Origin of the sequence: Acetobacter suratthaniensis (genome assembly GCF_017377745.1) — a bacterium.
Lineage (GTDB): Bacteria > Pseudomonadota > Alphaproteobacteria > Acetobacterales > Acetobacteraceae > Acetobacter > Acetobacter suratthaniensis.
Map to the genome: position 1 here is coordinate 14,980 of NZ_JAFVMG010000002.1, position 22,068 is coordinate 37,047.

Genomic DNA, 22,068 nt, shown 5'->3' on the forward strand with positions numbered 1-22,068 from the left:
GTCTGGCTAGCGATATGGCCAACGCAGGAGGCTGCGGCACAATACCCGGGCACCTTGTCTTCCAGTCTGTTTCTGGCTGGCAGTACCTCTCGACAGGCTGTTATGCCTCCGCGCCTTGCGCCGATGGGGCGCGTTACGGAAAGCACCAAGCCTGACAGCCCGCCCCAAGGTGTAAAACCTTACGCCCCCCGGTAGCCGAGCCTGAAAGAGACAGCGCGCGCCAGACCAACTGCGCGCTCGCCCAGTTTTTCCATGTCGTATCGCCCCAGTTCCGCCTGAGGAAGGCTGATGCCGACCCCTGCCACAGCCTGACCAGAGTGATCCTTGACGGCGGAGCCGAAGCACCACAGCCCATCATGGATCTGCTCATCATCCACTGCGTAGCCTCGATCGCGAATTTCGCTCATTTCACGCACCAGCGTTGCGACAGAGCGTATGGCATTGGGTGTCAGGGGTTTGGGCCAGCCTGAAACCGGATTCTGCGCCAGCCACTCATCAAACGCCGCATCATCCATACCAGCCAGCATGGCGTTGCCTGTAGCCGTAAAAATAGCAGGTAAACGCATGCCCACCCGGAACGAGGCGCCCAGAACCGTCGCACTGTTACGGCAGGCCAGATACACGACATCCGCCCCATCCAACATGGTGAGGGTGATGGTAAACGAATCCAGATCAGGACGTGATTCGAGCGCATGGTAGAATTCAGCCACCAGATCGCGCTTTTCCGTCACATCTCCCGCCCAATCAAGCAGACGTGTACCCAACCGGTAGCCCTGTGCCGCGTTCTTATCGAGCAGCCCCAGTTCCACCATCACGGCCAGCAAGCCGTGGGCTGTACTGCGCGGTAAATCAAGCTGACGCGCTATGTCCGCCGCCAGCGGCGGCCTACTGGTACCGCGCACGAGATCAAGAATGCGAACGGCTCGGCGTAAGGCGGGAACCGTATCCTGTGGAGTGGACATGCTTTTCTTATTTTCCTTGTTGACAGGAGAGGCTCGTCTCTTCATATTCAGAATACAGGATCAAGTTCAATATAATGAACAACAAAAATCGGAACACGATCTTGCCGCGCAGAGGCATGGTGGAAGCCTGAGACAAGAACCCGCAACAGGGCAGCAGGCTTCCACCCTCTGGTTACGCATCTTCATCATCCTCTCGCTCCCTGTCCGCTATTGGGCTACATGGAATTTCCCTCTGCCACAAATGTAGCAAAAGGACAGCCTCTTGACTTGTGTGTATGATTTCATTCTGCCCTCTTTAGAAGGCGGAACCATTGATCTGAGCGCCTATCGCACGCGCCCGGTTCTGCTAGCCAATACGGCATCACTCTGTGGCTTTACCCCCCAATATGAGGGCTTACAGGCGCTCTGGACGCAGTATCACCAAGCGGGACTGGTGATCATTGGTATTCCCAGCAATGATTTCGGGCGTCAGGAACCCGGCACTTCCGAAGAAATCGCAGGCTTTTGCCAGCGCAACTACGGTGTTGCTTTTCCTATGGCGGCACGCAGCGTTGTGCGTGGGCCAGACGCTATTCCCCTGTTCAAGTGGCTGGACAGCGAACTGGGTTTTCTGGCCAGACCTCGCTGGAATTTCTATAAATATCTGACAGACCGTCACGGACTGCCCACAGCCTGGTTCAGCAGTCTTACCCCACCGACAGCCTGGCGGGTACGCAAGGCTGTGGAGCAGTCTTTAAAAAGCGCTTAACGCGGCACCAGCATGCCGTCGCGCAGGGTTACCACACGGTCCATGCGCGGCAGCAGCTCTTCATTATGGGTTGCGACAAGGGCCGCCAGCCCTTTTTGCCGCACGGCATCCAACAGTTCCGTAAAAACGGCATCTGCCGTGCGCACGTCCAGATTGCCGGTTGGTTCATCTGCCAGCAGCAAAGCAGGCGCATTGGCCAGCGCACGGGCAATAGCTACCCGCTGCTGCTCTCCCCCCGAAAGCTTGCCCGGCAGATGCCCCACCCGGTGCGACAGGCCAAACATGCCCAGCAGACGCTCCGCTTCCGCGCGGGCTTGGGCTTTGGACTTACCGGCAATCATCTGGGGTAGCATCACGTTCTCACGGGCGCTGAACTCCCCCAACAGATGATGGAACTGGTAAACAAACCCGATCCTGTCCCGCCGCAGGGCCGTGCGTCCGGCCTCTGCCATACCTCGGGTAGACTGGCCACAGATCACGATATCACCATTATCTGGCGTATCCAGCAGGCCCGCCAGATGCAGCAGGGTGGACTTGCCTGTACCGGACGGTGCGACAAGGGCTACAATTTCCCCCGCATGCAGGGTCAGTTCGGCACCACGCAGCACCGGCAACACAGCGTTATCGCCACTACGATAGTTTTTTTCTACGCCTCGCAGCGCCAACACAGCAGACTCATTCATGACGAAGGGCCTCCACCGGATCGGTTTTTGCGGCTCTCCACGATGGGTACAGCGTCGCCAGCAGGGAAAGACCAAGCGCCATCACAATCACTTCCGCCACCTGCCCCCACACCAGCCTGGCTGGCAGGTGTTCAAGGTAATACACTTCTGGGTTGAACAGGTTCGTACCCGTCAGTTTCTGCAAAGCCTGCCTGATCCGCTCGATATTCACGCAGAAAACCACACCCAAAAGTGTGCCCGCCACCGTACCGCTAACCCCGACAAAAGCGCCGCACATCAGGAAAATCCGCATGATTGCGCCCCGGCTGGCCCCCAATGTGCGCAGCACCGCGATATCGGCTGTCTTATCCTTGACCATCATGATCAGGGAGGAAATGACATTGAACGCCGCCACAAGGATAATGAGGGTCAGGATCAGGAACATAACATTCTGTTCCACCTGCACCGCACCAAACAGGGCATTATTGGCATTTGTCCAGTCCATGACCCGCAGGCCCGGATCAGCCAATGCACGGCTGATGGCCAAGGTCACTGGCCGCACATGCTCGGGGTCATCTGTCATGACCATGATCTGCGTGACCTGAGCAGGCATCTGAAAATAAACCTGCGCGGCCTGCATGGGCAGAAAGACAACGCTGGAATTGTAGTCGTTCACACCGGCATCAAAAATCGCCACGACATGATAGGTTTTGACACGCGGCACAGTGCCAAAAGCTGTCGCCGCCCCATCGGGCGAAACAAGCGTGACCCCTGAGCCCACCATCAACCCGGCACGCTCGGCCAGCGTCACCCCGACCACAATGGCGTCATCACCACCAAAATCGGCTAACGACCCGGCAATCAGCGAGGAACTGACCGCCTTCAGCCCCTGTAGCCCCTGCGGCGTCATGCCATGGACAACCGCCCCGGTATTATAGCCGCCCACACTCAGGAGCACCTGCCCCTCAATCATGGGAGTGGCCCCGACAACGCCGGGGACCTTACGCACTTTTTCCGCTGCCGTTTCATAAGCACTGATGGTGTGGCCCGATCCATAAACGGTCAGGTCTCCATTCAGCCCCAGTATGCGGCCCATCAGATCGGCCTGAAAACCGTTCATGACCGCCATAACGATAATCAGCGTCGCCACACCAAGGGCAATACCGACCAGCGAAAAAATGGCGATGATCGAAACAAAGCGTTCGCCCCGCCGAGCACGGAGGTAACGGCCCGCCACCGCGCGCTCAAAGGGGCCGAACATGCCGCTTAACCAGCCAGAACCAGAGCCAGCGCGTCATCCACCGCCAGCTCCTGCCGCTCGCCCGTGGCACGGCGCTTAAGTTCCACCATGCCAGCCTTGGCCCCGCGCGGCCCGATAACAATCTGCCACGGATGGCCCATCAGGTCGGCATCTGCGAACTTCACACCAGCACGCTCCGGCCTGTCATCATACAGGAACGTATCGGGGGATGCGGCATAAATCCGCTCACACAGCGCGTCACACAGCTCATCGCCTGATTTCAGGTTCAGGATAGCCGCCTTGAACGGAGCAATGGAATCTGGCCAAATAATGCCGTTTTCGTCATGGCTGGCCTCGATAATGGCCCCTGCCAGACGCGAGACGCCAATCCCGTAAGACCCCATTTCGGGATACAGCTTGTTGCCATCCGGCCCGGCGATGCTGATATCCATTGCCTCGGTGTATTTTGTGCCGAAATAGAAAATATGGCCGACTTCCACACCACGGCCTTCACGCCGCCGCTCAACCGGCACGGTCTCCCACGCTGCGACGTCATGCATCTCATCGGTTGCAGCATAAGGCACCATAACCCGGTTGAAAAATAATTGCATATCCTTCGGGTCATTCACATCAACCGGTTTATCTAACCAGTCTTGGTCTGCCAGCTCTGCATCGTAATAAACACCGCTTTCGCCCGTGGATGCGAGAATCAGGAATTCGTGGCTGAGCTTCCCGCCAATCGGGCCAGTATCGGCGCGCATAGGCACCGCCCGTACACCCAGACGCTGGAACGTACGTAGATAAGACAACAGCATGCGATAATAAGTTGTGAGTGCCCCGTCGAAATCCACATCGAAACTATAGGCGTCTTTCATCAGGAACTCACGCCCGCGCATGACCCCAAAACGGGGGCGCACCTCGTCACGGAATTTCCACTGGATGTGGTACAGGACCTGCGGCAGTTCCTTGTAGGATTTGACGGACTGGCCAAACAGGTCGGTAATCATTTCCTCGTTGGTCGGGCCGTACAGCAGTTCGCGCTTATGGCGATCCTGAATACGCAGCATTTCCGGGCCATAGGCATCATACCGGCCTGAGCGCCGCCACAGATCAGCCGACTGCAGGGTTGGCATCAGCACTTCCTGCGCGTCGATACGGTTCTGTTCTTCGCGCACGATCTGGCTGATGTTGCGCAGCACGCGCAGGCCCGCAGGCAACCAGGCATAGATACCAGAGGCCGTCTGGCGGATGAGCCCCGCGCGCAGCATGAGCCGGTGCGAGACGATCTGCGCCTCAGCAGGATTTTCCTTAAGCGTGGGAATGAAGCTGCGCGAAAGACGCATGGTCGGTTATGCCCTGTACAATAAACGCCTCCCTGAGTGGAGACGTGCCGGAATGATTGATCCTGTTTTCTGCTCTAGAACAGCCTTCGCCCGAAGGAAACCCGCAATGCCGGCTCCCTCCGGGCAAGGACTGTCTCACCCCCCTCAGACGCGCAGCAGATGCACGTCCACCAGCGGGCGTTTTTGCAGCTTGCGGCCCAGTGCCCGCCGCAGGGCGGTCTTGGCTGCATCACGGAAAGCACCGTCATCATTGCGCAGTTCATCTGGAATAATATCCAGCGCGTTGGCGAATTCCTCGCGCACGCGCACGCTTTCCAGATCATCCGGGTCGAGCAGACCCGGTGCGCTCACCTTGGGCTCACCAATGACAAAGCCTTCGTCATCCACAGCAAAGCTGCCGATCACCATACCATTGAACAGCATCTTGCGCCGCGCTGCCAGCACACCACCATTCATGGACAGCAGACGCCCGGCATCCAGCGCCAGACGGCCAGTCGGTGCTGTGTCCACCACCTCGACCCGACCCGGAGCAAGCTGGAGAATATCACCATCCTCAAGCAGAACTGGCGTAATGCCCGCTTCCTGCGCCAGCGCGGCCTGCGCCGTGAGGTGACGCCATTCCCCATGCACCGGAACAACATGCTGCGGGCGCAGCAGATCATACATCTTGCGCACATCGCCGCCCGTCGCGTGGCCAGATACATGCACAAAGCGCTCACGATCGGTAATGACCGTAACACCCCGGCGTGCAAGGTTGTCCTGCACGGCCATAATGGCGCGCTCGTTGCCCGGAATCATACGGCTGGAATAAATGACCGTATCGCCTTCACCGAGCGAAATGTTCGGATGTTCGTCAATCGAGATCCGTGAAAGAGCCGAGCGGGGCTCGCCCTGACTGCCGGTAATGATCATCAGCAGCCGGTCATCCGGCACATCGTTCACGTCCTGCTCGCTCAGGAACGGCAGCACACCGGACAGATAGCCGCATTCACGCGCCGCAGTATCGAGGTTGCGCAGCGAACGCCCAACCAGCACCACCTGACGGCCCGCCGCCTGTGCCGCCATGGCGATGGTTTCGACACGCGCCACGTTGGAGGCGAAGCAGGTTACCGCAATGCGCCCCTTCAGCTCCGCCACCAGTTCCGTCATGCTGCGGCGCACTTCAGATTCGGACTGCGAGGGGCCGGGCTTCATGACATTGGTGCTGTCGCACACAAGGGCCAGAACGCCTTCACGCCCGATTTCAGCCAGACGTTCCAGATCAGTGGCAGGGCCAACCAGCGGGTCGGGATCGAACTTCCAGTCCCCCGTATGCACAACGATACCCGCAGGTGTGCGCATCACCATGGACTGCGCTTCAGGCACGGAATGCGTTACAGGCACGAACTCGATGTCAAACGGGCCGACATTGAAGCGGCTGCCGGGCATGACAACCTTGATCGGCACATCATTCAGGCGGGCTTCCGCCAGCTTGCGCCGCAGCACCGCCGCCGCGAACGGTGTGACATAAACCGGGCATTCCAGCATGGGCCACATATGGGCAACAGCCCCGATATGGTCTTCATGCGCGTGGGTGATGACCAGCCCTGCGAGGCTGTTCTTGCGTTCCACAATAAAAGCCGGATCGGGCACCAGAATTTCAGCTTCCGGGGTGTCGTTCCCGCTGAAACCAATACCGCAGTCGATGGCAAGCCATGTATCGCCCAGACGATACAGGTTCAGATTCATGCCGATCTCGCCCGTTCCACCTAGGGGTAGAAAGGCCAGATCGCCGTTTTGTCCTGTCATAATGTTGTTTTATCCTTCGGTCAGAAAATCTCGTTCTACAGTCAGTTTTGGCAGGGGATTGCGTCCCGCCAGCAAGCGCAGCCCGTTGAGGGTCAACATTGAATCCACATGATCAAAAACAGTCGTTCCCTCCGAGAAGAGCGGAGCCAGACCACCGGTTGCGAGTACCTTCATCGGCCCCACTTCCCGCCTGATCCTCTCGACGATCCCCTCGATCAAACCCACATACCCCCAGAACACACCCGACCGCATGGCCGAAACCGTATTGCGACCTATGGCGGAATCACCCACCGGGCGGCCAATCCCGATCCGGGGCAGCCGCGCTGCCGCCTGATGCAGCGCCTCAACCGAAAGATTGATACCCGGCGCGATCACCCCGCCGCAATAGCTGCCTTCGCGGTCCACCACATCAAAGGTCGTGGCTGTTCCAAAATCAATAACGGTCAATGGCCCACCATAGTCATGATGTGCTGCCAGACCGTTAAGCAAACGATCCACCCCGACCTCATCAGGGTTGTCAACCAGAATGGAAAAGCCCCAGTCCAACCGGGCCGAAGCCAGAAGCGGCTCAACGGCAAACCACTGACGGCATAAGGTTCTCAGGTGATAGAGGGCCGCTGGCACCACGGTGCCGATTACAGCACCCTCAACATCATCCGGGGTCAGGCCCTGTGTACGCAGGAGAGCCAGCAGCCACACGGCATACTCATCAGACGTACGCTGCGCCTGCATGGTAATGCGCCACACGCCCCGCCATTTTTCCGCGTCATGCACGGCAAACACGACATTGGTGTTCCCGGCATCAATGACGAGCAGCAACCCTAGCCTCTCCCTTCCGCGAGCAGAATATCACCCGTTGCAATCACTTTCATGCCCGCAACTGTGTCCAGCAACAGGCGTCCATCCGCCGTCAGCCCGGCGAAACGCCCTTCCTCATAAGTACTCACGCCCTTGACGACAAGAGGCGTTCCCGGCGGGTGCGCCCTTTCAAGCCATGCGAGACGCAAAGATTCAAAGCCTTCCCTGCGCCATATATCACACCACTGGCCCAAGCGCGCCAGCACCGCGCGCGCCACATCCTCCACATCGCCCACCGGGCCACACTGGGCCAGGCAAGCCGTGCCCTGCCCCGTCAAAGCCTGATCAGGCGCGGCCTGAAGGTTGGCCCCCATGCCGATAATCAGCCGCTCTCCCTCGCGTTCAATCAGGATACCGCCGAGTTTTCGACCATCAAGCAGAATATCGTTAGGCCATTTTATGCTCAGTCGCACACGCGCCGCAGGCACGCAGTCCACCAGACCATCATAAAACGCAAGAGAGGCGGCAAAAGGCCACCCCCCAAGTGCATCCTGTTGTGTAACCCCGGCATCCAGCAGAACGGACAGGGCCAGACTTTGCCCGGAGTCCAGCCATTGTCGGCCCCGGCTGCCACGGCCCTTGCTCTGCCGTCTGGCCAGAACGGCGAGGCCACTGGCCTCGCCCGCCTTCAGGCGCTCCATGCAATAATCAGAGGTCGAGGTCAGTTCTGCATGACATTCCAGCCGCCATGGCCATGCTTGACCGCTCATCCGACCAGCGCAATCGCAGCCTGATGAGCAAAGGACAGAATCGGCCCCAGCACGGCAATAAACAGCACCGTAGCCAGCCCCATCCCGCCAGAGACAAGCAGCAGACCCGGCGCGGGCCGATCCAGCGCCTGATCGGGGGCATCAAAATACATCACCTTAACGATCCGCAGGTAATAATAAGCACCGACGATACTCGCTGCCGCCCCCACAGCCACCAGCGGGTACAGCCCCGCCTGCCAGGCGGCGGCAAAAACCAGAAATTTTCCAAAAAAACCAGCCAGCGGCGGAGCGCCTACCATGCTGAACATGAAAATAGCCAGTGCGAGCGCCATGCCGGGATCTGTCTTGCCCAGCCCGGCAAGATCGGCAATGCCATTCACCTCGCGGCCATTGCGCCGCATGGCCGCAATACAACCGAATGTTCCGGCATTCATGATCAGATACGCGCTCAAGTAAACCAGCGTAGCCTGCAACCCGGCCATAGAGGCCGCCGCTAGCCCCATGAGTGCATAACCCATGTGCCCAATGGAAGAATACGCCATCAGCCGCTTGATATTGGTCTGCGGAATGGCGGCAAATGCCCCATACACCATGGACAGAACCGACACTGTTTCAATCAGGATCTGCCAGCGCGGAGCTACGGCTCCAAACGGCCCGGCCATTACACGCAGGAACAGCGCAAAAGCCGCAAATTTGGGCGCTCCGGCCATGTAAGCCGTAACCGGTGTGGGCGCACCCTGATAGACATCAGGGGTCCACATATGAAACGGCACTACCGACAGCTTGAAACTCAGCCCGACCAGCACAAAAACAATCCCGACAACAAGCCCCATGGGCGGGATGGCAGCAGACCGCACGGCCTCGATCAGCCCCGTATATTCCATAGTCCCTGCAAAGCCATAAACCAGCGAAATGCCATAAAGCAGCAGGCCGGAAGCCAGAGACCCGAGAATGAAATATTTCAGCCCGGCTTCGGACGACAGAACATTGTCCCGCTCCAGCGCACACAGGATATAAATGGACAGCGATGACAGCTCCAGCCCCACAAAAAGCGTCATGAGGTTGGCGGATGATGCCATGATCATCGCCCCCAGCGTGGAAAACAGGATCAGCACCGGTGCTTCAAACGGCAGGGTCCGCTGTTCGCGCGTGCGATAACTGGCCCCTAGCACGACTGCAACCAAAGCCCCGGCCAGCACCAGAATTTTCATGAAGCGGGCAAAGCCATCATTCACAAATGTGCCCGCATAACCATGCCCCTGCGGCGCCACCAGAACCAGAACCATACACCCCAGCAGGGCTGCACCACTCAGCACCGTAGCCGGCAGAAAGCCTTCTCCCTTGGGTTGCAGAACAACCCCGGCCAGAATGACAACACCCGCGAGCGCCAGCGCGATTTCCGGGAGGGCGATCGCCCAGTTGAAGGAAGACACACCCATCACGCAGCACTCCGCAGATGAAAGGAGAAAACACAAATCAGATCATGAGCAGACATGGCATTCATCCGCACAGGGCCACAGTCAGCAGCACAACCAGGCCACCGAGCATGGTAAAGGCGTAAAGAGCAAGCGAACCGGTTTGCAACCGCACCGCCTGCACCGCACTTTCCTGCGTGGCACGCACCGCATCACGGGGCATACCTTCCACCACGCCTCTATCCGCCCCTTTCCACAACGCACGGGCCAGCACCGCATAGGGGCGCACGAAAAGGAAGTCGTACAACTCATCAAAATACCATTTGTTGAGCAGGAAGCGGTAAACCGGCCAGAACGCCTGAGCCAACCGCGCAGGCAGTGTTGGGGCAAGTTTGTAGAACACAAACGCAAGTGCAATACCCGCTATGCCCGCCAGCGACGGCAGCAGGGCAATCAGGCTAGGTGCCTGCTCAAGTCGTTCCATGATGAAATTGCCCGGCGCATTAAAGATAGCCCCATTCCAGAAAGCTACCTGATGCGTGCCGATATAAAACGGCGCCAGCAATAGGCCCGCAAAAACGGCCCCAACCGACAGGCACAGCAGCGGCACAGTCATGACAGCCGGACTTTCATGCGCGGCTTCGAGAGCATGGCTATCCGCTGCCTGACCATGAAACACCAGAAGGATAAGGCGCCAGCTATAAAAAGCTGTGAGAAACGCTGTCAGCGTACCCAGCACCCATGCGTAGTGGCTCCACGCATCACCCGAAACCCATAGAGCATTCAGGATGGCGTCCTTGGACCAATACCCTGCGAAGGGGAATACGCCCGCCAGCGCAAGGCTACCGATCCACACCACGGCATAGGTCAGAGGCAGCTTTTTCCACAGCCCGCCCATACGGAACATGTTCTGCTCATCGTGCATGGCATGAATGACCGACCCCGCGGCAAGGAACAGAAGTGCTTTGAAAAACGCATGCGTGGTCAGGTGGAAAACCGCAGCCTGATACGCCCCGACCCCAATGGCTGCAAACATGTAGCCAAGCTGCGAGCAGGTAGAATACGCAATGGTGCGTTTGATATCAGGCTGCACCATGCCAACCGTGGCCGCAAAAAAACAGGTGCTGGCACCAATCAGCACCACAAGCCCCCGTGTAGCAGGTGCAAACTCCAGCAGCGGAGACATACGTGCCATCAGAAACACACCAGCTGTCACCATCGTCGCGGCATGAATAAGAGCGGAAACAGGCGTGGGGCCTTCCATCGCATCAGGCAGCCATGTGTGCAGGAACAACTGGGCCGATTTACCCATAGCCCCCACAAAAAGCAGGAAGCAGATGATTTCCAGCACCCGCACCGGCACGCCACACAGCGTGTAGGTGGCCATTAAGGCCTGCGGCACAGCCGCAAACACAACATCGTACTGCACCGAGTGGAACACGACATAAATCAGCCCGATCCCGACGATGAAGAACAGATCCGCCACCCTGTTGACCACAAAAGCCTTGATGGCCGCAGCGGTCGCCGCCGGGCGATCGTACCAGTAGCCAATCAGCAGGTAACTCGCCAGACCAACGCCTTCCCAGCCAAAGAAAAGCTGCACCAGATCATTCGAGGACACCAGCATAAGCATGGCGAAAGTAAAAAGCGACAGATAAGCAAAGAAACGATACGCAGGCATGGTTTCGTGGCTCATATACCCCACGCTATACACATGCACGAGCAGCGACACCGAAAGCACCATGGCTACCATGGTGACAGATAGCGTATCAAACCGCAGCGTCCATGTTGCCTCGAAACCGCCTGCATGCACCCACTCTGCCAGCGGCACGCTCAGATGCGGAAACCCCTGCCCCCATGCGCCACACAAAGCGCTTACGCCACACAGCGTTGCAACGCCCATACACAGAAGGGTTACGGCTTTGGCCAGGGCATCGCCCATCAGCCGCCCGCCAAGCCCCGCCACAACTGCCCCGGCCAACGGCGCCAGAACAGCCACGGAAAACAGGTTGAGATCAGTGTGCATGGCCGCTCAGCCCTTCATCATCGTAACATCTTCAACCTGGATAGACCCACGGTTACGGAAATAGACCGTTACAATGGCCAGGCCGATTGCCGCTTCAGCGGCAGCGATCGTCAATACGAACAGAACCATGACCTGCCCGGACAAATCCCCCAGCGCGGATGAAAACGCCACCAGATTGAGATTGGCCGAAAGCAGGATCAGCTCCATCGCCATCAGCATGACGATGATATTCTTGCGGTTGAGAAAAATACCGAACACCCCCAGCACCAGCAGCGCAGCGCTGACAAAGAGGTAAGGCCCCAGCCCAATGGCGTTGATCGCGGCGTTCATGCGCCCTTCTCCTTGTTGCTGGCCACCTCGTTCGTGGGGGTTTCAGGCACAAGGCCAAAGGAACCCGGCACGGCTATCTCGTTGTAAGAGCTTTTGGGGCGCAGGAAGCCACCACGGTCCGCCACGCTCTCTCCCAGATCGAGTTCCAGCATCTCCAGCGTATCGGCCCGGGTGCGGGCATGCTGGCGGGTAATGTTCTGCCGCCGTCCTGTCGCTTTTTCCCGCAGGGTCAGGGTAATGGCCCCGATCATGGCAACCAGCAGAACCAGCCCGCAGGCCTGAAACAACAGCACATAATGAGTATAGATCAGCCCGCCCAAAGCTGCCGTATTCGTCAGCTCTGGTGCGGCGATAGGCGCTGCGCGACTGGGCGCCATTTCCCAGTGGCTGAAAGCCAGCACCAGTTCCGCAAACAGGATACCGCCGACACAGCCACCCAGAGGCGCATATTTCTGAAACCCTTCGCGAAGCTGCCCGAAATCAACATCGAGCATCATCACCACAAACAGGAACAGCACCGCCACGGCACCCACATAGACAATTACAAGCAGCATGGCGAGAAACTCAGCCCCAGCCACAAGGAACAGCCCGGATGCATTAAAAAACGTCAGAATAAGAAACAGCACCGAATGCACCGGATTGCGGGCCGTAATAACCATACAAGCCGAAAACAGCAGCACCGCTGTAAAGATATAAAAAACAAGCTGCGCCATCATGGACTGACCTCCTGCCGCGTCACGCGTCGTTGTCTCTGTTCACCGGTATGGCGCATCAAGTTCGAGCCGACGGGCCAGCAGGCTTTCCCAACGGTCACCATTCGCAAGAAGGCGGTTCTTGTCGTACATGAGTTCTTCACGGGTTTCCGTGGCAAATTCATAGTTCGGGCCTTCAACGATCGCATCCACCGGGCAGGCTTCCTCGCACAGGCCGCAATAGATGCATTTGGTCATGTCAATATCGTAGCGCGTTGTCCGCCGAGACCCATCATCACGCTCCTGCGCTTCGATGGTAATGGCCTCTGCCGGGCAGGTTGCCTCGCACAGTTTGCAGGCAATGCAGCGCTCTTCCCCGTTCGGGTAGCGCCGCAGGGCATGCTCACCCCGGAAGCGATGCGACAGCGGCCCTTTTTCATACGGGTAGTTAAGCGTTACCTTAGGCTGGAACATCATCCGAAATGTCGATGCCATGCCCGATACAATTTCCTTGAGCAGGAAAGAACGCAGCGTGTTGGACAGGGTGCTCATCAGTTCACACCTCCACTATGCGGGAGCAGACCAGTCGCCATCAGAAAACCGGCGGTTCCAATCATCCACAGCAGCGAGAAAGGTAGAAAAACCTTCCAGCCCAGCCGCATAAGCTGATCGTAGCGGTAGCGAGGGAATGTCGCGCGCACCCAGATAAAGACAAACAGGCAGAAAAGAATTTTAAAAATCAGCCAAAGCGGACCGGGTATCCATGTCAGCGGTGCAATACCGAGCGGCGGCAACCATCCCCCCAGAAAGAGGATGCTGACCATGGACGACATCAGGATCATGTTTGCGTATTCGCCCAGAAAAAACAGCCCGAAAGCAAGGGACGAATATTCGACAAAAAATCCCGCCACCAGTTCGCTTTCCCCTTCTGGCAGATCGAAAGGCGCGCGGTTGGTTTCAGCCAGAGCCGAGATGAAAAAGACAATGAACATCGGAAACATGGGCAGGCAGAACCAGACATGTCGCTGCGCCAGCACAATGTCGTTCAGGTTCAGGCTCCCAACCGCGAGCAGAACCGAGACAATAACAAGCCCGATGGATACCTCGTAAGACACCATCTGCGCCGCCGAGCGTAACCCGCCGAGGAAAGCGTATTTGGAGTTGGACGCCCACCCTGCAATCAGGATGCCGTAAACCCCCAGCGAAGAAATCGCCAGCAGGTAGAGAATACCAACATTGATGTTGGCAACAGCCAGCCCGTTACCTGTAGGAATAACGGCCCAAGCCACCATAGCCAGAGAAAACGTCAGAAACGGTGCAAACAGAAACAGTCCCCTGTTGGCCCCTGCGGGAATGACCGTTTCCTTTACGATCATCTTGATCGCATCGGCAAAGGCCTGCAACAAACCAAAAGGCCCGTTCACATTCGGCCCACGGCGGCGCTGCATGGCCGCCATAACCTTGCGCTCCATCAGCGTCAGATAGGCAACGCCAATCAGCAGCGGCACCAGAACCGCCAGCGTTTCCAGCAGCATCAGGCAGATCTGGCCAACAAGCGTGTGGTAGAAAAACTGCGCCATGCCCGTTACTCCGCCGCCGCCACGCCATACACCGCGGAACATTCCGCCATGGTCTGGCTCGCCCGGCTGATGACGTTGGTCTGGTAATAATCACGGATCACCGGACGGAAGGGGGATTCATCAAAAGCCGCCACATCGGCTGCCTCATCCACCAATGCAAGACCCGGCCCCTGCTCTGCCCTCACATCCGTCAGGGCGAAAACAGGATTGACCTGCGCCATGCGCTCCCGAAGCTGCTCGAGCGTATCGTATGGCAAGGTGTGGGCCACCACTTCGGAAAACGCTCGGATAATCCGCCAGTCTTCCCGTGCCTCGCCGGGCGCGAACACCGCGCGGAAAGCCCGCTGCACGCGCCCGGCTGTATTGACATAGGTGCCGGGTTTTTCAGTATAGGCCGCACCGGGCAGGATAATATCCGCCCGCGCCGCAGCCGCATCACCATGATGGCCCTGATAGACAACGAACGTATCGGCTGGAATGCGCTCGATCGGCACATCATCCGCACCAAGCAGCCACAGCACATCCACACCGCCACGCACCATGGAACTGGCCGCACGGCCATGTGCCCCCGGCAGGAAGCCAAGATCAAGCGCCCCCACGCGTGAAGCGGCTGTGTGCAGAACGTTGAAACCGTTCCAGCCTTCTGTCACAACGCCGCTCGCCTCAGCCAGTGTCCGGCAGGCCGCGTAAACCGCAGGTGAATCACGCCGCGTGAGAGCCGCATGGCCGATAATAATCATGGGATGGCGGGCATTTTTCAGAACAGCCGCAAAAGGGTGCTCTCCCTTGAGCAAAGCCGCCAGTGCCTCTGGCCCCTCTCCCAGCACCGAGACATCATATGTCAGGTCACACGGCGGTTCGCCAATAATCCCCACGGGAAAACCACCGCGCCCGGCCTCAACAAAGCGTTTGCGTATCCGTGCGTTCAGCACCGGGGCTTCATGCCTTGGGGTTGAGCCGACAATCAGCAGGGCATCTGCCTGATCAATCCCGGTCAGATCGCTATTGAACAGATAGCCACTACGCTGGGTGGTATCATACCATGCACCATCCTGCCGACAGTCAAGATTGGCTGAACCCAGTGCTGCCATAAGATCCTTGAGCGCGCACAAGCTTTCCGCATCACACAGATCACCGGCGATGGCACCGATCCTGTCACCCGAAACGCCATCGAGCCTGCGCGCCAGCGCCACGAGCGCATCTTTCCATGGCACAGCAATCAGTTTGCCATTAACCCGCACCCACGGACGATCCAGCCTGCGCCGCTTCAGACCATCAATAGAGAAACGACCTTTATCTGAAAGCCATTCTTCATTCACTTCGTCATTCACGCGCGGGACAATACGCATGACTTCGCCACCACGCGCCTGAACCTGAATGTTGGTGCCCAGCGCATCCATGACATCAATACTATCGGTTTTTTTGTATTCCCACGAACGGGCATGAAAAGCCGATGGTTTGGCTGTCAATGCGCCAACCGGACAAACATCAATAAGATTGCCAGAAAGTTCCGAAGTCAGTGCTTTTTCAACGTAGGTGGTAATTTCCGCGTTTTCACCACGCGACACCAGCCCCAGCTCTGGTGTGCCTGCCACTTCGGTACTGAAGCGCACACACCGCGTACACTGGATGCAGCGTGTCATGACCGTCTTAACCAGCGGCCCCAGTTCCTTGTCTGTTACCGCGCGCTTGTCCTCATGGTAGCGCGAAACGCCGGAACCATACCCATAAGCCTGATCCTGCAGGTCGCACTCACCACCCTGATCGCATATAGGGCAATCCAGTGGGTGGTTGATCAGCAGAAACTCCATGACAGCCCGGCGGGCGCGGCGCACCACCTGCGTATCGGTAAAGATTTCCATCCCTTCACCAACAGGGAAACCACACGATGCCACCGGCTTGGGCGCTCGCGCCACTTCCACCAGACACATGCGGCAGTTACCTGCGACAGACAGCCGCTCATGGTAGCAAAAACGCGGGATTTCCTTACCCGCAGCCTCGCAGGCCTGTAACGCGCTGGAGCCGGGGGCGACATCCACCGGAATACCGTCAACAATTACCCTCACCATGGTTCGTTACTCCGCCGCTACCGGCACGCCAGCGGGTACGGCGATCAACCCTGTGCCGCCATGAGCCGCCTTGTACTGCCGGATGCGCGCTTCCATTTCCGGCCGGAAATGCCTGATTAACCCCTGTATGGGCCAGGCTGCGGCATCACCCAGAGCGCAGATGGTATGCCCTTCCACCTGCCGCGTAACCTGTTCAAGCAGATCAATTTCCTCAATATCCGCACGGCCTTCGACCATGCGCTCCATCATCCGCATCATCCAGCCCGTGCCTTCTCGGCAGGGCGTGCATTGACCGCAGCTCTCATGTTTGAAAAACTTTGAGAAACGAGCAATGGCTTTAATAATGTCAGTTGATCTGTCCATAACGATCATACACGCCGTACCCAAACCAGAACGTTCGGCTCTCAGGCTGTCATAATCCATCAGAACGGTTTCACAGATTTCTTTGGGCAGGAGCGGCACCGAGCAGCCACCCGGAATAACCGCCAGCAGGTTGTCCCACCCGCCCCGCACACCGCCACCGTGTTTTTCGATAATGTCTTTGAGCGGAACACCCAGTTCCTCTTCAAAGACACAGGGCGTATTCACATGACCTGAAATGGCCATAAGTTTTGTGCCTGTATTATTCTGCCGCCCCAGCCCCGCAAACCATGCCCCTCCACGGCGCATGATGGTGGAGGCCACAGCAATGCTTTCCACATTATTGACCGTGGTAGGGCAACCGTACAGCCCGACCCCGGCAGGGAAAGGCGGCTTCATACGGGGCTGGCCTTTTTTGCCTTCGAGGCTTTCAAGCAGGGCGGTTTCCTCGCCACAGATGTAAGCCCCGGCACCACGATGAATACGAAAATCGAAGTCCCAGCCTGATCCTGCTGCATTTGGCCCGAGCAGCCCTGCCGCGTAGGCTTCGTCAATCGCAACCTGAAGGCGTTCCGCCTCACGGCAGAACTCGCCACGAATATAGATATAGGACGCATGCGCCCCCATGGCGAAAGACGCGATCAGGGCACTTTCGATCAGCTTGTGCGGCTCATGACGCAGCACTTCACGATCCTTGCAGGTACCCGGCTCGGATTCATCTCCATTAATAACGAGATAATGCGGCCTACCGTCAGAACCTTTGGGCATGAATGACCATTTCAGCCCGGTGGGAAAACCCGCCCCGCCCCGCCCGCGCAGGCCGGAGGCTTTCATTTCCGCAATGATGGCGTCACGCCCACGGGCGATGATAGCGGCGGTATTATCCCAATCTCCACGGCGGCGCGCACCGGCAAGGCGCCAATCATCCTGGCCGTAAAGATTGGTGAAGATCCGGTTCTTGTCTTCAAGCATACCCCGTCTCCCCTATTGCGGCCCGGCAGCGGAATCCGCTGCCAGCAAGGTCTTGCGCCCGCCCTGCGGCGCTGAAACCTCGCGGTCTACTACTGGCCCCGGTGGAGGCTTTACCCCCGCACGCAGGGACGCAATCAGCTTTTCCGTGCTGGGGCCGTCCATATCTTCATAAAAATCATCATCTACCTGAAGAATGGGCGCATTGGCGCAGGCCCCCAGACATTCAACTTCCGTAAGGGTAAACAGCCCATCGTCACTGGTCTGACCAAACGTACTGATACCTGTGGCCTTCTGGCAGGCGCTCACCACGTCATCCGACCCACGCAGCCAGCACGGCGTTGTGGTGCAGACCTGCAGGTGATACCGCCCCACGGGCCGCGTATTGTACATGGTGTAAAAGGATGCGACCTCATAAACCCGGATGGGCGCCATCTCCAGCCTGCTGGCAATTTCGTCCATAGCTGGCAGAGGCACCCAGGCGCTGCCGGTCTGGCGGCCCATCTGCCGCTGCGCAATATACAGCAGCGGCATAACCGCGCTGGCCTTGCGCTCCGCCGGATATTTGCCCAGCACGATCTTGATTTCCGCCTCCGAGTCCGCATCGAACACAAAGCTCTCGGGCTGTTGGGGCGGGGTCCAGACAGAATTCATCGATCTACTTCCCCAAACACAAGATCAAGCGATCCGATAATGGCCACCATGTCCGCCAGCATGCCGCGGCGCGACAACTCATCAACCGCCTGCAGATGCGAAAAACCTGTCGGGCGGATTTTGCAGCGATACGGTCGGTTGCTGCCATCTGCCACCAGATAGACACCAAACTCCCCTTTCGGGCTTTCAACAGCCGTGTAGGTAGCCCCCGGCGGCACGTGATAGCCTTCACTGAATAGCTTGAAATGATGGATCAGCGCTTCCATCGAACGCTTCATTTCAGCTCTGGGTGGGGGGCTGAACTTGGGATCCTGCACCTTGACCGGCCCCGGACGGATCTGATCCAGACATTGGTCGATAATACGCAGGCTCTCGCGCATTTCGGCCACCCTTACGAGGTAGCGGTCATAACAGTCGCCCTGCCGCGCCACCGGCACGTTAAACTCTACCTTGTGGTAGTTATCGTAAGGCTGGTTACGCCGCAGATCCCATGGGACGCCGGAAGCACGCAGGCATGGCCCGCTAAACCCCCATGCAAGCGCCTGCTCGCTGGTAAACACCCCAATACCGACCGTGCGCTGTTTCCATATCCGGTTTTCGGTCAGCAGACCTTCCAGATCATCAATCCATTTAGGAAACTCACGCGCCCATTGGCCTATGCGGTCTTCCAACCCGGCAGGCACATCACGCGCGACACCGCCGGGGCGGAAGTAGTTGGCATGAAAGCGCGCACCCGATGCGGCCTCGTAAAACTCCAGAAGCTTTTCGCGCTCCTCATACCCCCACAGAGCCGGGGTGACTGCGCCGCAGTCCAGCCCCATGGCAGTCAGGTTGAGAATATGGTTGAGAATACGGGTAATTTCCGCAAACAGAACCCGAAGCCACTTGGCCCGTTCGGGAATGTCGATCCCCAGCAGTTTTTCCGTCGCCAGCGCGAACGCCTGCTCCTCGCACATGGGGGAGACGTAATCGAGCCGATCAAAATACGGCAGAGCTTTCTGGTAGGTCTTGTATTCGATCAGCTTTTCCGTGCCACGGTGTAGCAAGCCGATATGCGGCACCGCACGGGCAACAACCTCGCCTTCCATTTCCAGCACCAGACGCAGCACACCGTGGGCCGAAGGATGCTGGGGGCCAAAGTTCAGGGCGTGGGAGTCAATCTCCACCACCCGGTGTTCCTGCGCATCTGCCACATTTTCTGGCAGCAGACTTTGGGGGATATCGTCCCGCACCAGAGCCTGAGCATCTTCACGAAAGGCCTTGTCATGAGAGTCTACCATCAGATTCCCCTCTTCATGCCCTGACGGACTTCATGCGCCTTTTCGTCGCCCGGCAGCGTCAGCATACCTTCCCACGGAGAGACAAAGTCGAAATCACGGAAATCCTGCGTGAGCGACACAGGTTCTTTCACAACCTGTCTACGCTCAACATCGTAACGGACTTCCTCATACCCGGTGAGCGGGAAGTCCTTTCGCAGCGGATGCCCCTCAAAACCGTTATCAGTGAGGATACGCCGCAAATCCGGCTGACCCGAGAACATGACACCAAACAGGTCGTAACATTCACGTTCCCACCATGTCGCACAGGGCCACAGGTGATGTACCGAAGGTACCGGCTCGCGTTCACTGGTTGTGACAATCACCCGTATGCGCCGGTTATAGGTCACGGATAACAGGTTATAGACCACATCAAACCGCTCTGCCCGTTGGGGCCAGTCCACCCCACACAGATCCATAAGCTGCTCGAAACGGTAGCGTGGGTCATCGCGCAGAACGCTGAGAAACTCCAGCAGGTGTGCGCGCCCGATTCTGACAACCAGCTCACCTTTTTCCACAGCCGCAGCAGACACATGCGGCCATGATGTCATGAAGGTAAAAGCCAGCGCACCAAGCTGCCCTTCAAGGCGCCCCTGATGCGGATTGATGCTTAGATCAGCCACGGATGATGGTTCCTGTCCGGCGGATTTTTTTCTGAAGCAACATAATGCCGTAAATCAGCGCCTCGGCCGTAGGCGGACAGCCCGGCACATAGACATCAACCGGCACGATCCGGTCACAGCCGCGCACCACGGAATAGGAGTAATGGTAATACCCACCCCCATTGGCGCAGGATCCCATGGAAATAACCCAGCGCGGTTCCGCCATCTGCTCATACAGGCGACGCAGAACCGGAGCCATTTTATTGGTAAGGGTACCCGCCACAATCATTACATCCGACTGACGTGGTGAGCCGCGCGGAATAATGCCCATCCGATCAAGATCGTAACGGGGCATGTAGGCATGAATCATCTCCACCGCGCAGCAGGCCAGCCCGAAAGACATCGGCCATAAGCTGCCGGTGCGGCCCCAGTTCACCAGTTTGTCCAGACTGGCGACAACAAAGCCTTTTTCCGCCAGCACACCGGTAATGCCGCGCACCACCGCATCCTGCTCCGGCCCCGGAGGCAGAGCCTCCCGGTTCCACAAAATGGCGTCCTGATTCTGCCCTGCGTTCACGGCCATGCCCTCCCTCAATCCCAATCCAGGGCGCCTTTGCGCCATTCGTACAGGAACCCGATACCCAAAACGCTCAGGAAGCCCAGCATGGACAAAAACCCGAACAGCCCGATCCGCCCCAGACTGATTGCCCAAGGGAACAGGAAGGCCACCTCCAGATCAAAAATGATAAAGAGAATGGCGACGAGGTAAAAACGGACATCGAAACGACGCCGCGCATCGTCAAATGCGCCAAAGCCGCATTCGTAGGCTGTCAGTTTTTCAGGATTGGGTTTCTGGTGGCCGCACAGAAGGGCCATACCGAGCATGGCGGCCGCAATGACGACAGAAATGCCGCCAAAAACAAGAACCGGAGCATAGTCGCTTAGAACAGACTGCATCAGGGGCTCCCACTACGTTGGAAGCTAAACCGCTTCCCTCAAGTGAGTTCACCCTAGACCCGACAGGGGCATACGACCATGCCCGTTCTTACCAAACTACGGCCACTTTCGTGTGAATAACGCCGCGCGTATGAAAGCTATACTACTTCGCTAAACGGCTCATAAATTGCCCAAAAGGGCACTGGCTGAGCCATGTGCAAAAGAAATAAATTTTTAGGAAAAATGGTGGGCGATGACGGGATCGAACCGCCGACCCTCTCGGTGTAAACGAGATGCTCTACCGCTAAGCTAATCGCCCGCGCCCTATGTGTCACAAATAGAAACGGCCGACAACCCCTTTTTTTTACAAGGAGATGCCGGCCGTTAAAAAAAACGCTGTCAGACTTTAGTTGCTGACGGCGTCCTTCAGAGCCTTGCCAGGCTTGAAGCGCACAGAGGTGGAAGCCGGAATATCGATTTCCTCACCCGTGCGCGGGTTGCGGCCCTTGGCCGCCTTACGCGTGGCAGTTACGAACGTACCAAAGCCGACCAGACGCACTTCCTGCTTTTTGGCAAGGGCCTTCTCGATGGCACCGAATACGGCGTCGACCACTTCTCCGGCCTTTGCCTTGGGCAGATCAACCGCCTCAGCCACGGCTGAGACCAGTTCCTGCTTGTTGAGCGGCTTCTCCATGTTACGCCTTTCGCTTTCTTTATTTTCTGGTGCGACAGCCCATGTTACCGGGGCTGCCCGCTACCTGCCGCACTATGCAGCCGTTTTTTCCTACGTCAACCGAGCAATCGTAAC

22 protein-coding genes and 1 tRNA gene are annotated in these 22,068 nt (G+C 57.9%); 1 reads left to right on the forward strand and 22 read right to left on the reverse strand.

The annotated features are described in order from the left end of the window. Nucleotides 1-179: 179 nt before the first annotated feature. The gene (locus tag J2D75_RS03630; protein WP_207852954.1) at nucleotides 180-962 is read right to left on the reverse strand and encodes an IclR family transcriptional regulator; all 783 of its coding nucleotides are present in this window, start codon (nucleotides 960-962) and stop codon (nucleotides 180-182) included. Nucleotides 963-1,224: 262 nt separating this feature from the next. On the opposite strand from J2D75_RS03630, the gene J2D75_RS03635 reads away from it, so the two are divergent. After that, nucleotides 1,225-1,710 carry a glutathione peroxidase gene (locus tag J2D75_RS03635; protein ID WP_207852958.1) on the forward strand — a complete coding sequence of 162 codons (486 nt, stop codon included), beginning with the start codon at nucleotides 1,225-1,227 and terminating at the stop codon, nucleotides 1,708-1,710. Here the strand turns inward: J2D75_RS03635 and J2D75_RS03640 are convergent. The 21 genes from J2D75_RS03640 to J2D75_RS03740 form a co-directional block, all read right to left on the reverse strand. Beyond that, nucleotides 1,707-2,393: an ABC transporter ATP-binding protein gene (locus tag J2D75_RS03640; protein ID WP_207852961.1), complete on the reverse strand. Its 687-nt coding sequence runs from the start codon at nucleotides 2,391-2,393 to the stop codon at nucleotides 1,707-1,709. The two genes, J2D75_RS03635 and J2D75_RS03640, sit on opposite strands and share 4 nt — an antisense overlap. Further along, nucleotides 2,386-3,633 carry a lipoprotein-releasing ABC transporter permease subunit gene (locus tag J2D75_RS03645; protein WP_207852964.1) on the reverse strand — a complete coding sequence of 416 codons (1,248 nt, stop codon included), beginning with the start codon at nucleotides 3,631-3,633 and terminating at the stop codon, nucleotides 2,386-2,388. Before J2D75_RS03645 ends, J2D75_RS03640 begins: the two co-directional genes overlap by 8 nt. A 5-nt stretch (nucleotides 3,634-3,638) precedes the next feature. Next, nucleotides 3,639-4,955, reverse strand: coding sequence for a proline--tRNA ligase (gene proS, locus J2D75_RS03650; protein ID WP_207852967.1), 1,317 nt, complete (start codon nucleotides 4,953-4,955; stop codon nucleotides 3,639-3,641). 144 nt (nucleotides 4,956-5,099) lie between these two features. Then, on the reverse strand, nucleotides 5,100-6,743 hold the full coding sequence (locus tag J2D75_RS03655; RefSeq protein ID WP_207852971.1) for a ribonuclease J: 1,644 nt from the start codon (nucleotides 6,741-6,743) through the stop codon (nucleotides 5,100-5,102). Nucleotides 6,744-6,752: 9 nt separating this feature from the next. Further along, a complete protein-coding gene (locus J2D75_RS03660) occupies nucleotides 6,753-7,562 on the reverse strand; it encodes a type III pantothenate kinase (RefSeq protein WP_207852973.1) in 810 nt (269 codons plus the stop codon). Between the two features lie 2 nt (nucleotides 7,563-7,564). Further along, nucleotides 7,565-8,311, reverse strand: coding sequence for a biotin--[acetyl-CoA-carboxylase] ligase (locus J2D75_RS03665; RefSeq protein WP_207852975.1), 747 nt, complete (start codon nucleotides 8,309-8,311; stop codon nucleotides 7,565-7,567). Beyond that, entirely contained in the window at nucleotides 8,308-9,750 is a 1,443-nt protein-coding gene (nuoN, locus tag J2D75_RS03670; RefSeq protein WP_207852978.1) for an NADH-quinone oxidoreductase subunit NuoN, read from the reverse strand. Before nuoN ends, J2D75_RS03665 begins: the two co-directional genes overlap by 4 nt. 61 nt (nucleotides 9,751-9,811) lie before the next feature. Continuing rightward, nucleotides 9,812-11,752, reverse strand: coding sequence for an NADH-quinone oxidoreductase subunit L (gene nuoL, locus J2D75_RS03675; protein ID WP_207852981.1), 1,941 nt, complete (start codon nucleotides 11,750-11,752; stop codon nucleotides 9,812-9,814). Nucleotides 11,753-11,758: 6 nt separating this feature from the next. Next, nucleotides 11,759-12,082 carry an NADH-quinone oxidoreductase subunit NuoK gene (gene nuoK, locus J2D75_RS03680; RefSeq protein ID WP_207852983.1) on the reverse strand — a complete coding sequence of 108 codons (324 nt, stop codon included), beginning with the start codon at nucleotides 12,080-12,082 and terminating at the stop codon, nucleotides 11,759-11,761. After that, nucleotides 12,079-12,798 (reverse strand): NADH-quinone oxidoreductase subunit J, encoded by a 720-nt coding sequence (locus J2D75_RS03685; protein WP_207852986.1) that lies wholly within the window; start codon nucleotides 12,796-12,798, stop codon nucleotides 12,079-12,081. Before J2D75_RS03685 ends, nuoK begins: the two co-directional genes overlap by 4 nt. 39 nt (nucleotides 12,799-12,837) lie before the next feature. After that, nucleotides 12,838-13,326 (reverse strand): NADH-quinone oxidoreductase subunit NuoI, encoded by a 489-nt coding sequence (nuoI, locus tag J2D75_RS03690; RefSeq protein ID WP_207852989.1) that lies wholly within the window; start codon nucleotides 13,324-13,326, stop codon nucleotides 12,838-12,840. Next, nucleotides 13,326-14,354 (reverse strand): NADH-quinone oxidoreductase subunit NuoH, encoded by a 1,029-nt coding sequence (gene nuoH, locus J2D75_RS03695; protein WP_207852992.1) that lies wholly within the window; start codon nucleotides 14,352-14,354, stop codon nucleotides 13,326-13,328. The genes nuoI and nuoH overlap by 1 nt, the downstream gene beginning before the upstream one ends. Nucleotides 14,355-14,359: 5 nt before the next feature. Then, nucleotides 14,360-16,423, reverse strand: coding sequence for an NADH-quinone oxidoreductase subunit NuoG (nuoG, locus tag J2D75_RS03700; protein ID WP_207852995.1), 2,064 nt, complete (start codon nucleotides 16,421-16,423; stop codon nucleotides 14,360-14,362). A 6-nt stretch (nucleotides 16,424-16,429) separates the two neighbouring features. Next, entirely contained in the window at nucleotides 16,430-17,755 is a 1,326-nt protein-coding gene (gene nuoF / locus J2D75_RS03705; protein ID WP_207852998.1) for an NADH-quinone oxidoreductase subunit NuoF, read from the reverse strand. 12 nt (nucleotides 17,756-17,767) lie between these two features. Further along, nucleotides 17,768-18,406, reverse strand: coding sequence for a complex I 24 kDa subunit family protein (locus tag J2D75_RS03710; protein WP_207852999.1), 639 nt, complete (start codon nucleotides 18,404-18,406; stop codon nucleotides 17,768-17,770). Then, nucleotides 18,403-19,686 (reverse strand): NADH-quinone oxidoreductase subunit D, encoded by a 1,284-nt coding sequence (locus J2D75_RS03715; protein WP_207853001.1) that lies wholly within the window; start codon nucleotides 19,684-19,686, stop codon nucleotides 18,403-18,405. The genes J2D75_RS03710 and J2D75_RS03715 overlap by 4 nt, the downstream gene beginning before the upstream one ends. Continuing rightward, on the reverse strand, nucleotides 19,686-20,345 hold the full coding sequence (locus J2D75_RS03720; protein ID WP_207853003.1) for an NADH-quinone oxidoreductase subunit C: 660 nt from the start codon (nucleotides 20,343-20,345) through the stop codon (nucleotides 19,686-19,688). The genes J2D75_RS03715 and J2D75_RS03720 overlap by 1 nt, the downstream gene beginning before the upstream one ends. Beyond that, a complete protein-coding gene (locus tag J2D75_RS03725) occupies nucleotides 20,338-20,907 on the reverse strand; it encodes a NuoB/complex I 20 kDa subunit family protein (RefSeq protein WP_207853005.1) in 570 nt (189 codons plus the stop codon). The genes J2D75_RS03720 and J2D75_RS03725 overlap by 8 nt, the downstream gene beginning before the upstream one ends. An 8-nt stretch (nucleotides 20,908-20,915) precedes the next feature. Then, nucleotides 20,916-21,281, reverse strand: a complete 366-nt coding sequence (locus tag J2D75_RS03730; protein WP_025860058.1) for an NADH-quinone oxidoreductase subunit A — start codon at nucleotides 21,279-21,281, stop codon at nucleotides 20,916-20,918. A gap of 223 nt (nucleotides 21,282-21,504) precedes the next feature. Beyond that, nucleotides 21,505-21,579, reverse strand: a tRNA-Val gene (locus tag J2D75_RS03735). An 87-nt stretch (nucleotides 21,580-21,666) separates the two neighbouring features. Continuing rightward, nucleotides 21,667-21,954: an HU family DNA-binding protein gene (locus J2D75_RS03740; protein WP_025860057.1), complete on the reverse strand. Its 288-nt coding sequence runs from the start codon at nucleotides 21,952-21,954 to the stop codon at nucleotides 21,667-21,669. Nucleotides 21,955-22,068 lie beyond the last annotated feature (114 nt).